This is a genomic window from Synechococcus sp. CS-1328, assembly GCF_025128095.1.
Taxonomy (GTDB): domain Bacteria; phylum Cyanobacteriota; class Cyanobacteriia; order PCC-6307; family Cyanobiaceae; genus CBW1002.
Map to the genome: position 1 here is coordinate 25211 of NZ_JAHLYT010000072.1, position 12982 is coordinate 38192.

The window sequence follows — 12982 nt, forward strand, 5'->3', positions numbered from 1 at the left end:
GAACTGTGGAAAACAGCCGATTTTCTGGGGAAAGCCACTGCGTTTTGTGGAAAACCACCCCGTGGTGGCTCTGATTCGCTGCTCGCAGGCTCCTCGTTGTGACTTCGCCGTCTCGCTTCTTCAGGGGGTTGCCTGGGAATGCGTGGGTCCGTGGACAACCCGGAATCGGCTGATTAGGTTCCGGGTATCCGCACGGACGCCATGCACACCCACGACATGGAAAACCACGACAACCTCTACGCCGATGAGGTGGAGATGGTGGCCGGAGAAACTCGAGCCGATGCCCAGATGCACGCCTACTGGGCTGTGGGAGCCATCGCCGTGATGGTCACAGGGCTTGGTGTCGCCCTGATCGTGACCTGAGCGGGCCAGATGGAGCGGGTTGACGCCTACCCCCGGCCGCCTCGGCTCGAGCAGTGCCAGCGGCACATCCGGGTGGAGGCTCTGGGGATGGTGTTGTGCGAGTCGCACTCCAGCCTTCGGGTGTTGGAGACCTTCCATCCACCCACCTATTACCTGCCGCCCGAGGCCGTCAACCAAGCGCTGCTGGAGCCGGCAGCTGGCTCCAGCACTTGCGAATGGAAGGGGGTTGCCCGCTATTTCGATCTGGTGGGTTCTGCGTCGCGCCTCGAGCGGGCTGTCTGGTGTTACCCCAACCCAACGGCGGCGTTTGCTGCATTGGCTGGCTGGTTCGCGCTCTATCCCGCTCTGATGGATGGGTGCTGGGTGGATGGCCAGCTGGTGCTACCCCAGCCCGGTGGCTTCTACGGCGGCTGGATCACCCCGGATCTGATCGGACCCTTCAAGGGGGATCCGCTGCATCCCGAACTGATCTGAGGCTGAACTGATTCTCTGCAAGAGCTGATCTGAGGCTGAACTCAGCCGTGCTTCAACTCATCTCCGTCGTGATGGAAGGGTCGGCCTCTTCAGTCTCATTGTCGTAGATCTCGTCGCTCAGAAAGTCTTCGATCGGCGTGATGTCCAGCGCCGCCCGCACCACATCCTCCTTGGTGAGATCACCGACGATCCGGCGCAGCGGCGTTGGCAGCCGTTTCACCAGGGTGGGAATCGCCAGGATGTGATCCTGCTCGAGCGCCTCTGGGTGAAGCTCGATATCCACGACCTTGAGCTCCACTCGGCCGGCCAGCTCGGTTGTGCAGATCCGGCGAATCGTGGTGATCGCCTGGCTTGAGCGGAGCGACCCTCGCTTCACATACAGGGTCAGTTGCCAATGACGCGGCATGGTCTCCGTCATGCCCTGTCCTCCCGCTTCTGCACCACAAACGCAGTGTCGGCTTCCAAGGCACTCTGGCGCTGCTGCTCATCCTGCAGTTCGGCTTCAAAATCAGCCGTCTCCGATTCGATTTCACTCTGCAGGGCGAGAATCTGGGCCTGTACGGCTGCCCTTCGGCTGGCGAGGGTTCGTCGTCGCCGCTCGATGTCGGCGGCACGGCTGGCGATGGATGCGGCGCGGCGTGCCTGCTCAGTCTGGCGACCGGAGCCTGTGATCACTCCCTGCGGCCCCACCTCCACATCGAGCAGCTCAGGGCCCTGATCGGTCAGCAGAAACTCTCGAACCTGATTGGAGTGGGCCATACCACGGCTTTTGATCACATAGAGCAGCCTGTTGCGCTCGCCATCATGCTCCACATTGCGCAGTTCCAGCCAGGTATCGGTGAGCGAGGAGACCCCGATGGCACTGGAGGTTTCCTTACCGGGTTGGATCAGGGTGGTGAACATGAAGGTGATCTGGCGGCTTTTGAGCAGGTCGATCTCCCGGGTCACCATCGCGGCCACCTCGTCGTTGGCGCCCACATGGGCGACGCTGGCCATGGCATCGATTACGGCCACAGTCGGCTGGTGATCCTCCAGTTGCTGCTCCAATCGACCGAGATGCTCTTCAAGGCCGAAGCTGGTGGGACGATGGCAGGAGATTCTGAGCAGACCAGCGGTGATCCATGGCTGCAGATCGATCCCGACGGAGTACATGTTACGGATCAGCTGGGCAGGGGATTCCTCAAACGACATCAACAGCGCCCGTTCGCCACGCCGGCAGGCGGCATCCAGGAAATAATTCGCCAGGGTGGTCTTGCCGGTGCCGGCACTGCCGCTGATCAGGACGGTGCTGCCGCGATAGATGCCTCCGCCCAGCATGTGATCAAGGCGTGCAACACCGCTAGAGACCAGCTCATTGCTGGCCTTGTACTCCAGCCCCAGGGAGGTGATCGGCAGCACCAGAAAGCCCCGTTCCGTGATCAGGAATGGGTATTCGTTCGTGCCATGCTCCGAACCTCGATATTTCATCACCCGCAGACGGCGGGTGGAGATCTGATTCTTGACGCGGTGATCCAGCACCACCACGCAATCGGAGACATACTCTTCCAATCCAAAGCGAGTCAGCGAGTCGCCCCGGCCCCGCTCGCCGGTGAGCACCGTGGTGAGCTGACGCTCCTTGAGCCAGCCGAACAATCGGTCGAGCTCACTGCGTACGGTGAAATCATCACTGAACGCCCCCAGCAGCAGTTCGATCGTGTCAATCGCCACCCGCTGAGCGCCGATCCGCTCCACGGCCCGCTCCAGCCGCAGGAAGAGCCCGTCTAGATCGAAGCTGCCCGCTTGCACCATCTCCGAGGGCTGGATCAGGCAGGGTTCGATCAGGATCTGGCCGGCCTCGATCAGGGCAGGCAGGCCGAACCCCAGCGAGGCCATGTTCTCGAGGATGTTCTGGCGCGATTCTTCGAAGCTGAGCATCACGCCCGCCTCGCCGTGGTCGCGTGCACCCTTCACCAGAAACTCCATGGCGAAGAGGGTCTTGCCTGATCCGGCCCCTCCGGTCACCAGGGTGGGACGTCCCCGCGGCAGACCGCCCCGGGTGATGGCATCGAAACCGCCAATGCCGGTGGGGGCCTTGCGCAGCCGCGGTTCCGTCGCGTCGTCTGAGAGGGGGGAGGGGGAAATCAGAAGAGGTCGCTGAAAGTCCCTGCACCTTATGGCTGCTTCCGGGCGGCTGATTCCGTGCGGCCATGGACAGGTGTTGGGCTCGATCCTGCCCGAGGCTGGAGTTCAGCCGCGGTTTCCGCCATGCCCCGCTCCTCGATCCGGGCGGCTCAGCCGCCTCTGCGCTTCCTGCCGCCCCGTCAGAGCCCCCGTTTGCGGCGCTTCCTGGGGCTGCTGCTGCCGCTGTTGCTGCGCAGTCGCGGTCTGCAGCGTTGTCGCATCGAGGGTGTTGAGGCGCTGGCCCGCCGGATCGAGGCCCAGCAGAACGGTCGCTGCCGATTGTTGATCGGCTTCCGGCATCCCAGCACCACCGATCCGCTGGTGATGGCCCAGCTGCTGTGGCAGGCGGTTCCGGCAGCCGCCCGGCGACTGGGGTTGACTCTGCAGTCCCCCGTGCACAGCCAGTTCCTCTACGACCGCGGCATACCGCTCTGGGCCGGTGCCGGGGTGGGCTGGCTGTTGTCTCTCCTGGGGGGGATCCCGATCCGGCGGGGGCGGGTTGATCGCCCTGCCCTGGCGGCGGCCCGGGCGGTGCTGCTGGATGGGCCTCACCCCTTGGCGGTTGCCCCTGAAGGCGCCAACAACAATCTCTCCGGCCAGATGGCGCCGCTGGAATCGGGCCTGGCCCAGCTGGCCTTCTGGTGCGCCGGAGATCTGGCGGCCCGGCAGCGCTGCGAAGCGGTGGAGATCGTGCCGGTGGCCATTCGCTACCACTGGATCGAGCCCCACTGGGAGGCCCTCGACCGGCGCCTGGCCCGGCTGATGCAGCATCTCGGGCTGGAGCTGGATGGGGCCGGCATCGGCGATGCGGAGGTCCGTTATGCCCGCCTGCAGAGATTGGGGGAACGGCTGCTGGCGGTGCTCGAGGGCCTTTATGCCCGCCGCCATGACCTGCCCGATGTCCTGCCGGCATCGTCGCCAGCGGCGGAGGCCGCCCTCAGCCCCTCGGCCCAGCTGGCCGCGAGGATCGATGCTCTGCGCCAGCGGGCCCTGGCGGTGGCGGAGTCGCTGTTCGGCCTGCCGCCCAGGGGTACGTTGCAGGAGCGGTGTCGCCGGATTGAGCAGGCCGGCTGGGAGCGGATCTACCGCGAGGATCTCGCCGCTCTCCTGCCGGTGGAGCGCAGCCTGGCGGACTGGGAAGCCCGTGAAGCGGACTTGCGCATGGGTCACATGCGCCTGGTGGAGTACTTCGCCAGTGTCAGCGGCGCCTACGTGGCGGAACGACCCAGCTTCGATCGCTTTGCCGAGGTCATCACGATCCTCGAAGACGCGATCGCCTGGATCGAAGAGCGGCCCCTGCCGCGCCGGCCCTCCTTCGGACCCCGGACTGTGACCGTCACGGTGGGAGACGCTCTGCCCCTGGACGGGCGACTGGAGGGCTATCACCGCGACCGGCGCCAGGCCGTGCAGGAACTCACGGCTGCTGTGCAGGATTCCCTGGAGAGTCTGCTCAGCAGGTCAGGGTCTTGAGAACGACAGGGTGTAGAGATCCGGTGTTGAGATCCACCGTCATTCCCCCGTCATTGCGCTGTCATTCCGCGGCGGTGTCGTCATCCCCATCCGCATCTGGTGGCCAGGCCAGGTTCACCACCACGGGGGCATGGTCGCTGGGTTGCACGTTCCCCCGCAGCTGTTTGTGGATCACGCAACCGGTGGCTTGGGCCTGCAGCTCGTCGTCGAGATAGATGTGGTCGATGCGCCAGCCCCGGTCCCGCTCCCAGCCACCGCTGCGGTAGTCCCACCAGCTCCAGTGGCCGGCCTCGGGCTCGAACAGCCGGAAGGCATCCACCAACCGCTCGGCAAGCAGCTGGCGCAGGGCCTGGCGTTCCGGCTCGCTGGCCATGATGCCGCCGCTGAGGCGAGCCGGATCGTGCAGATCGCGGTCCTCCAGTCCGATGTTGAAGTCGCCCACGACACAGAGGGGTTCACCCTGCTCCGTCAGCACATCCAGATACCGCTGCAGGCAGGCGAGCCAGGCGAGCTTGTAGGGGTACTTCTCTGACTTGAGCGCGGAGCCGTTGGGAACGTAGAGGTTGAGGACCCGCACGCCATCGATCCAGGCGCTGATCACCCGCTTCTGTTCACTCAGGCCCTGGGCTTCGGGATCCTCGGGGAGCAGGGCGGTGAAGCCCACCTGAACGTCCTCGATCGGCAAGGTGCTGAGGATGGCGACGCCGTTGTACGCCTTCTGGCCACTGATCGCCACCGCATAGCCGAGTGCCTCGAAGGCCGCCAGCGGAAACAGGTCATCGGCCACCTTGGTTTCCTGCAGGCACAGCACGTCAGGCCGTTCCTGCTCCAGCCAGGCCAGCACCTGCTCCAGGCGGGTGCGCACTGAATTCACGTTCCAGGTGGCGATGCGCATCGAGAACCGGCAGCGAAGACCTCCGGACCACTAGCAGATCGCCATTAGCATCGTTGGCCTGGAATGGAGCGTGGCCATGGTCAACCAGCAGATTCCGCGACGGATCGCGCACCCGATGACCGCACCGGCCAGGTTGGGACTGCCTGAGTGCCGTGGCGGCTTGGCTCTGCTGACCCTGCTGCTCACATTGGCGCCCTCCATCGAGGCCCAGGCCCAGTCGCAGCAGCAGAGCTGGAACCAGCCCTACGGCATGAGCAAGCAGGAGAAGGATCTGCTCGATTACGGCCCGGGCAGTGGCCGGGGCGACTCGATCCTCGACACCACGAACCCCCTGGATCTGATGAACAAGATCCGCAAAGGCACCGCCATGGATGACGCCACACCGCCCGGCGACGCGGTGGATCAGGCCCTCAAGGACTTTGACGTGCAGCAGCGTCCGGCGGCTTCGGGGCCGAGCCAGACGGTGACAAGCCCCTGAGGGGCGCCAGGCCCCAGGCGGCGGCAACCTTGTCAAGGCGCCGGTCCACGGTCTCCGGCTGCAGCTGCCGGGCCTGGGCGAGCAGCTCCTGGGCCCCCTTGGTGTCTCCCTTTTCCTGCAGCAGCAGAGCCTGAGCCAGCATGGGCCGGACATCCCTGGGGAAGGCGGCCCCGAGCCGCAGATAGATGGCCCTGGCCTGGCCTGGCTGGCCACGTTTCTGGAGCAGATCGGCCAGCAGCAGCCCCACACCCATCGCCTCGGGCCGCACCTGGGGCTTGCTCAGGCGCTCGAGGGTGGCCTGCAGCTGGGCCTGGGCCTGATCGCCGCGGCCCTGCTCAAGCTGCAACAGGGTCATCAGCTGCAGAGCTTCGATCCGATCGGGCTTGAGATTCAGCAACTGGCGCACCTCCCGCTCGGCGCCGGGCAGGTCGTTCTGGTTGCGGCGCAGCTCGGCCAGAAGGAGCCTCAGGCTCCAGCGTTCCGGCTGGCGATCGGCCATGGGTTCCAGCAGGGCGATCGCCTCGGGCCGGCGATCCAGGGCGACCAGCAGCTCCAGCAGCCGCTGCTGCTCCGCTTCGCTGGACTGCCCCTTGGCATGGCGGCTCTCCAGGGTGGTGAGTTGCTGCAGCAAGGCATCGCGGGGCTGCGCATTGCCCTGGCGGCTGGCCTGCCACGTGCCCAGGCTCCAGCCACCGGCCACGGCCAGCACGGCCAGCAGCAGCACCAGCAGGCCTCTTGGGCGCAGAACCTGGCTGCGGCTGGACATCGTGGCGTTGGTGGCAGCGGCTCCGAGTCTGCCCTGGCTCCGCACGGACTGGCTCTGGACCGGGTGGGCCTGGACGGTCGATCTCCCCACATCCGCTGGCTACATTGGGCTGCACCGGGTGGCCTTCATGGGCCGGCCCCCACCCGAACCCTGATGCGCCAACACCCCATTTCCCCGGTCACCGAGCCGTTGCAGTACCGGGCCATCGGTGTGGTGCGGGGCGTCTATCAACCGGAAGATCCAGAGCAGCTCACCCGTGGCCGGCTGCTCACCGACGACGGTGGCGAACTGGAGGCCGTGGTGCTGGGGCGGCTGCTGACGCTGATGCGGCGCCATCTCGATCTGGCCGAACCCCATCTCTGGGTGGTTTACCCCCGCACCCGTGATGAAGGCACCCTGCACCTTCAGCTGGTGGGGGTGTGGGAGCCGAGCACCCTCGACAGCGAAGCCCAGACCGCTGACGAGCCTCCTTCCGACAGCCTGCCGGAGGGGGATGACTACTTCTCGATCCGCGGTGAACTGATCTTCACCAAGCCCGAATCCAACGATCTCGTGATCAAGGTGCGGGTGCTGCCCAAGCCCGACGGCAGCCGCCCCACTCCGTTCAAGGTCCAGCTCAAGGGCGATGTGCCCCTGCAGCATCTGCGCCACTTCTTGGCCCTGGAGGGGCGCCGGCGTGGCCAGGAGCTGCATGTGGAGCAGATCGAGGTGATCGGTCCGGTGAGCCAACGCGGCAACCGCGGCGGCAAGGGTCGCCGTGGCGCTGGCGCTGGCGCCGGTGGTGGCGGCGGTGAGCCAGGCCGCATGCAGGCTGGCGGCAAGGAACCAGTCCGCAACGAGGCTGGCCGCAAGGAACCAGTCCGTAACGAGGCAGCCCGTAACGAGCCAGGTCGCGGCGGCCCAATGCTCCCCGTCGTACCAACGCCTGGAGAGAGCAGCTCCGGCAGCCTGCACCGCGGCGCCATCAGCCGTCCCAGCCGCTGACGACCATGACCCAGCCGCTCGTGGCCGGATTGGCGGTGCTGCTGGTCAGCGTGCTGGCTCTGGTCGGCCCTGCGCTGGGTGTCTCGCCCTGGTGGATCACCCTGCTGGCGGCCCTGGGACTGGGCAGTCTCAGCTTCGATGCGGCCCGCTTCGGCGGCCGCGGCGGCCACCTGCTGGCTGAAGCCCTTCCGGGCGGTCAGGGGCGGCTGCGGCGCATCGCCGTCCATGAAGCGGGCCACCTGCTGGTGGCGGAAGCCGAGGACCTGCCGGTCAAACGGGTCCTTGTGGGCAGCCTGGCCTGCCTGCAGTCAGGGCTGCAGAGCGCCGGCTGTACCGAGTTCGATCCCCCGGAGCACGCCAAACTGCCGGCAGAGGAGCTGCGGCGCTGGAGCCGGGTGCTTCAGGCCGGCATGGCTGCCGAGGCCCTGCTCTATGGCGAGGAGCGTGGCGGCGCCGATGACCGGGCCCTGCTCGGACGCCTCTGGGGTATCTCCGGCTTCGATGTGGCCACGGCCCAGCTGGAACTGCGACGGGCCCGCCGTGAGGTGGATCAGGTGCTGCGTCAGCAGCGCAGCGCCCTGGAGGCCACTGCTGAGCGCCTGCTGGAAGCGGCGCCACGCCTGGGTCGCACCGCTTCCGCCCCGACCTGATGGCCCTGGCACTGCTGGATTGCCCCACCGGCCTGGCGGGCAACATGCTGCTGGCTGCGCTGCTGGATCTGGGCCTGCCGGAGGCCGCCATCCATACACCCCTGGCGCAGCTCGGCCTGGCGGATCACTATCAGTTACGGATTGAGCAGCGGCGCAGTGGTGGCCTGCGGGGTCTGCATCTGGAAGTGGAGACCCTTGAGGCCCAGCCCCCGCATCGCCATTGGGGCGCCCTGTGCCAACAACTGAGCAGCAGCCCACTCGATCCGGCCCTGCGGCAGCGGGTGCTGACGGTGTTCACCCTGCTGGCGGAGGCGGAGGCGACGGTTCACGGCCATGCCCCCGAGCAGGTGCATTTCCATGAGGTGGGTGCCCTCGATGCCCTGGTGGATGTGGTGGGCGTCTGCGCCGGGCTGCTTCATTTCGGTGTGACGACGCTGCGGTGCACGGTGCCGCCGGCGGGCCATGGCACAGTCCAGACGGCCCATGGTGTGCTGCCGCTTCCGGCACCGGCCGTGCTGGAGATCGCCCGGCGCTGTGGTTGTCCGCTCGGCTCCAGTGAGGGTTTTCCGGCCGGGGAACTCACCACCCCCACGGGCCTGGCTCTGGCGGCCTGCTGGAGCAATGGTTTCGGTCCGGCGCCGAGTCATGTGCCCCTGCAGATCGGAGTGGGGCTGGGCAGCCGCAGCCTGGACCGCCCCAACCTGTTGCGCCTCTGCCTGGCCCGTGCGGTGGAAGTGCCCGCCGGCGATCCATCACTGGAGCTTGAGGCGCCTGGACCTCAGCCCCGCCTGGAGACGATCGTTCAGCAGCAGGCCCAGATCGACGATGCCACCGCCGAAGATCTGGCGTTCCTGGCCGAGGAGCTGCGCCAGGCCGGTGCCCTTGAGGTGTTCAGCCAGCCGATCGGCATGAAGAAGGGGCGGCAGGGCAGCCTGATCACCGCGTTGGTCAGCGAGGGCCAGCGGGCCGCCCTGCGGCAGGTGTGGTGGCGGCACAGCACCAGCCTTGGGCTGCGGGAACAGGCGCAGCAACGCTGGGTGCTGCCCCGTGGCATTGAGCAGCTCGCCACGCCCCTGGGTCCGGTGCGGTTCAAGCGTCACCTGCGGCCCGAAGGCCGTGAACAGCACAAGGCTGAACACGACGACCTGGCCGCCCTGGCTCGACAGCATGGCCTGCCCTTGGCTGTTGTGCGTGCGCTTGCGGAACGTTGCCTGGAGCTGTGCGATGGGAAGGGTGAATTGCCGGAGTTCTGCGGCGATAGTCTCGGCACCTTCGGAGCAGCCCCCGAACCGGACGCGAAACGCTGAGTCCCACGGCGCGGCGGCGCCCGTTTCCTTGCTCCCCTTCCCCCCTCGCCGTGTCGCTGCCCCCCGCCCTTGTGAACCTGCTGAGCCGGACGCAGCAGCGGTTCGCGTCTCTGGTTGCCACCTTGCAGGCCTGGAGCCGGAGGCTGCCGGCCCTGCCGCCCTTGCCCGGCGGAACCCGGCTCTGGGTGACGCTGCTCAGCTTCGGCTTTCTGTTGGCGGCGTTGCAGGGGCATGGCCGCCAGCTGCTGCGCTACGGCCTCGATCGCCAGGGCTGGTGGTGGCTGACCCTCGGGGTGGGCGTGAGCCTGCTCAGCCTGGTGGTGAATGGCCTGGCCTGGGGCGTGATCCTGCGCTGGCTGGGATTGCGGCCCCGCTGGGCCGCAGCGACGCTCGTCTATCTGAGTACCAACCTGCGCAAGTACCTGCCAGGAGGGATCTGGCATCTGGCCGGCCGGGTGCAGGTCCTGCGCAGGGGCGACAGCCCGTTGCTGGCGACCCCTGCAAGCCTTGGCCAGGCCCTGCTGGCAGTGCTGCTGGACCCCCTGTTGGGGGCGATCGCGGCCCTGGCCCTGGTGGCGCCGGAAGCCCTGCTCCAGGGACGCTGGTGGAGCGCCCTGCCCTGGCTACTACCCCTGCTCCTGCTGGTTCCCCGCTGGCTGAAGCCCCTGCTGCTGCGGCTCGAACAGCAACGGGCCCGTCAACTGGCCCTCTCCGAATCGTCTGCAGAGAACGCCTCTGAGCCAGCCGACCCAGGCACTGCTCCGCCGGCTCGTGTGCCCTGGCTTCCTTTTGGGGCCATGCTGCTGTTCGTGCTGCTGCGCTTCGGCGGATTTGCCTGCTGCGTGCTGGCCTTCGATCAGCAGAACGCCCTGGAGTGGACTGGTTGGCTGGCGGGCTTTGCCCTCGCCTGGACGGTGGGCCTGGTGGTGCCCGGTGCGCCGGGTGGTCTGGGGGTGTTCGAGGCGGTGCTGCTGTTGCGCCTCGGCGGCTTGCTGCCGGAGGCGCCGCTGCTGGCGGTGGCCCTGAGTTACCGCGCCGTGACCACGGCCGCCGATCTGCTGGGGGCAGCGACCGCCCGGGCCGACCGGCCTGCGGCTCTGGCCGGTATGACTGGGGCCTCCCGCTGAGCTGACCAAAGGGGCATGGTCAGGTCTGCCGCATCGATGAGGTCACAAATCCCTCAGGTTCAGCAGTTTGTTGTGGACGATCTGTCGCCCCTTGCCACGATGAAAGCGATTCCCCGCGATTTGCTGAGGCTCGCTCCATTCATGCCCACTCGACACTCCTGGCTCGTGGCCGGTGGCCTGATCGCCTCCGGCATGGCCGCTCTGTTGCTGTCTCCGACACCTGTTCGCGCCGAACCTCTCTACAAGCTCGAGACGACCTGCACCGTCAAGGGCGGCGCTCCCCAGCCCTGCACGGTTGAGGCGATCGACGAGGGCGAGGCCACCCTCTATCGGCACACGATCGGCAAGACGGTTGCAACGATCCGTGTCACGGATCAACCGGTGACTATGGCCTTGCAGACGTCGGGTGGCGGTTGGAAGACTCTGGTGAATGCTGGTGCACGCTTCTCCACCAACACGATCTGCTTCAACAACCGGGATCTGTGCGTGGTGAACCCGAATTATCTCAACAGTGTGCGGGAGGATAATCCAACCTCCCTGGATGGCCGTGATCTGGTGATTGTCCATTTCAATCAGGCCGGCCGTGTGAATGTGACCTGCTACGACGATGGCTGCGACGTGGTCAAGCACGAGGTGGAGAAGAAATGACACGTCTCGCAGGCCTGTCCCTGCTTCTGGCCGGCTTCATGGCTGCTCCCCTTGCCCCGGCTCTGGCTCTACAGCCCCTGGATAAGACATCCACTGCAGCATCGACTGAAGCGTCCGCTGATGCGCTGATCGCCCGCGGCGGCGGTGGATCTCGGGGTGGAGGAGGTGGTGGTGTGCGTTCCGGTGGTGGCGGCGGTGTCCGTGCCGGCGGTGGCAGTGGTGTGCGCTCCGGCGGGGGTGGAACTCGCCGCACGGGTTTCAGTGGTTCCGGCACGACTCTCAACCGTGGTTCCAGCAGGCCTTCCGGTGGCTGGAGTAACCGAGTCAGCTCGCCGAGCCCCCCCAGCCTCAATCGCCCCAGCAGCATGGGCAACCGCAACACTGGCAGCCGCAGCGTTAACCGGGATCTGAACACCAACAGGGATCTCAATCGCAACGTCAATCGCGATGTGACCCGCAACGTCAACCGCAATGTCAATCGCGATGTCAACTGGAACCGCAGGGTGAATGTGCGGGATGTCAACATCCACGCCGGCTGGGCTCGCCCCGGCTGGGGTTATGCCCGTCCCTGGAATACCGGCTGGTATAACGGTTCTCGATCATCTTCCTGGGGTTGGTGGGGAGCCAGCGCGGCCCTCTGGGGGATCGGCACCCTGGCGACGGCATCGATCATCAACAACGCTGTCGACAATGCGATGAACAGCAACACCACCTACATCGTTGTGCCAAACACCGATTACCAGTTGCTGTATGGGTCGGTCCAGCCGAGCGGCAGCTCAGCGGTGACCTTCGCGGTCACGGCCGATGATGAGACCTACCAGCTCACCGCCGATTGCAATCGCGGCACCTTGGATGGACGCAACCCCAACAGCGCCGAGGAAGCTGAACTGATCAATGCGGCCTGTCAGGTGGCCTTCGGTTCGGTCTGAGCTCCTTGGCCGTTCAGGCCTTGCTTCCTGGCCTGAGCTTCGGAGGGTAGGTGCAGATCTGGGAGATCCGGGGCCGGCACAACCGGCCCCGCTAATCTCTGGCCTGCGGCGGTCTCGCCGCTGGCTGCTCTTGATCCCATCTCCCAGATCCATGGCCCTTGTTCTGCGTTCCCTGGTGCTCTCCTCCGTCGGCCTGGCTCTGGGTGGATTGAGTCTGATGGGTGGTGCTCAGGCGCAGGAGCGTTGCACCTTTTTGCAGCCGATCGGCGGCAACGGTGCCACACCGATCGTGTCCAAGTCTGTGGGGCGCGGCAAGGTGATGCCCTTCACCCGGCCGAACTGGAACACGGATTTCATCGTGGATCAGCCCTTCAGCAGCTTCAAGTTCTTCTTTACAGCCAATTCCTCTGATCCGAATGCAAAGTATCCGGTGGAGGGATTTATGAAGTTCACTGATGGCACTTCCCTGCAGGTGATCAACGAATCCATGAACCCGCCGATCGGTACCGGTCGCATGTTCGGCCCCTTCAAGGCGGTTCCTGGCAAGCAGGCCAGCCAGATGAACTTCAAGGTGGGTGCCAGCAGTGATCCCGGCGCACTCGGCTTCAGCTATCGCATCTCCGTTCAGGGGTGCAACTGAGTAACGTCGATGGACCTTCGACTTTCGCTTCTGCTGCTCCCACGGGTTACCTGGGTTGATCCAGGTGGCCTGCTGGCAATCCAGCCAGCAC

At 66.2% G+C, this 12982-nt stretch carries 14 protein-coding genes and 1 pseudogene; 11 read left to right on the forward strand and 4 right to left on the reverse strand.

The features are described from left to right. The first annotated feature begins 201 nt into the window (after positions 1-201). Together KQ310_RS15490 and KQ310_RS15495 are read left to right on the forward strand one after the other, a co-directional pair. Positions 202-363 (forward strand): hypothetical protein, encoded by a 162-nt coding sequence (locus KQ310_RS15490; protein ID WP_259722632.1) that lies wholly within the window; start codon positions 202-204, stop codon positions 361-363. Positions 364-372: 9 nt separating this feature from the next. After that, positions 373-837, forward strand: coding sequence for a DUF427 domain-containing protein (locus KQ310_RS15495; protein ID WP_259722633.1), 465 nt, complete (start codon positions 373-375; stop codon positions 835-837). 52 nt (positions 838-889) lie between these two features. On the opposite strand, the gene KQ310_RS15500 is transcribed toward KQ310_RS15495, so the two are convergent. Beyond that, entirely contained in the window at positions 890-1255 is a 366-nt protein-coding gene (locus KQ310_RS15500; protein WP_259722634.1) for a circadian clock KaiB family protein, read from the reverse strand. Beyond that, a complete protein-coding gene (gene kaiC, locus KQ310_RS15505; protein WP_311134761.1) occupies positions 1252-3045 on the reverse strand; it encodes a circadian clock protein KaiC in 1794 nt (597 codons plus the stop codon). The genes KQ310_RS15500 and kaiC overlap by 4 nt, the downstream gene beginning before the upstream one ends. A gap of 36 nt (positions 3046-3081) precedes the next feature. On the opposite strand from kaiC, the gene KQ310_RS15510 reads away from it, so the two are divergent. Then, the gene (locus tag KQ310_RS15510) at positions 3082-4467 is read left to right on the forward strand and encodes a 1-acyl-sn-glycerol-3-phosphate acyltransferase (protein ID WP_259722635.1); all 1386 of its coding nucleotides are present in this window, start codon (positions 3082-3084) and stop codon (positions 4465-4467) included. Between the two features lie 61 nt (positions 4468-4528). Here the strand turns inward: KQ310_RS15510 and xth are convergent, their stop codons facing one another. Then, positions 4529-5362: an exodeoxyribonuclease III gene (xth, locus tag KQ310_RS15515; protein ID WP_259722636.1), complete on the reverse strand. Its 834-nt coding sequence runs from the start codon at positions 5360-5362 to the stop codon at positions 4529-4531. A 160-nt stretch (positions 5363-5522) separates the two neighbouring features. Between xth and KQ310_RS15520 the strand changes: the two genes are divergently transcribed. Beyond that, positions 5523-5840 (forward strand): hypothetical protein, encoded by a 318-nt coding sequence (locus KQ310_RS15520; protein ID WP_259722637.1) that lies wholly within the window; start codon positions 5523-5525, stop codon positions 5838-5840. Here KQ310_RS15520 and KQ310_RS15525 read toward each other — a convergent pair. Further along, entirely contained in the window at positions 5773-6606 is an 834-nt protein-coding gene (locus KQ310_RS15525; protein WP_259722638.1) for a tetratricopeptide repeat protein, read from the reverse strand. The genes KQ310_RS15520 and KQ310_RS15525 overlap by 68 nt on opposite strands. 153 nt (positions 6607-6759) lie before the next feature. On the opposite strand from KQ310_RS15525, the pseudogene KQ310_RS15530 reads away from it, so the two are divergent. The 7 genes and pseudogenes from KQ310_RS15530 to KQ310_RS15560 all read left to right on the forward strand — a co-directional run. Further along, positions 6760-7377, forward strand: a pseudogene (locus KQ310_RS15530) (hypothetical protein); the annotation flags it as partial. A gap of 218 nt (positions 7378-7595) precedes the next feature. Next, positions 7596-8240 (forward strand): hypothetical protein, encoded by a 645-nt coding sequence (locus tag KQ310_RS15535; RefSeq protein WP_259722639.1) that lies wholly within the window; start codon positions 7596-7598, stop codon positions 8238-8240. After that, complete coding sequence (gene larC, locus KQ310_RS15540) at positions 8240-9547, forward strand: nickel pincer cofactor biosynthesis protein LarC (protein ID WP_259722640.1); 1308 nt, start codon at positions 8240-8242, stop codon at positions 9545-9547. The genes KQ310_RS15535 and larC overlap by 1 nt, the downstream gene beginning before the upstream one ends. Positions 9548-9597: 50 nt before the next feature. Further along, positions 9598-10674: a lysylphosphatidylglycerol synthase domain-containing protein gene (locus KQ310_RS15545; RefSeq protein WP_311134759.1), complete on the forward strand. Its 1077-nt coding sequence runs from the start codon at positions 9598-9600 to the stop codon at positions 10672-10674. A gap of 141 nt (positions 10675-10815) precedes the next feature. Next, entirely contained in the window at positions 10816-11322 is a 507-nt protein-coding gene (locus KQ310_RS15550; protein ID WP_259722641.1) for a hypothetical protein, read from the forward strand. Positions 11323-11360: 38 nt separating this feature from the next. Then, a complete protein-coding gene (locus tag KQ310_RS15555) occupies positions 11361-12251 on the forward strand; it encodes a hypothetical protein (RefSeq protein WP_259722642.1) in 891 nt (296 codons plus the stop codon). 151 nt (positions 12252-12402) lie between these two features. Further along, the gene (locus tag KQ310_RS15560) at positions 12403-12891 is read left to right on the forward strand and encodes a hypothetical protein (protein WP_259722643.1); all 489 of its coding nucleotides are present in this window, start codon (positions 12403-12405) and stop codon (positions 12889-12891) included. The last annotated feature ends 91 nt before the right edge of the window (positions 12892-12982 follow it).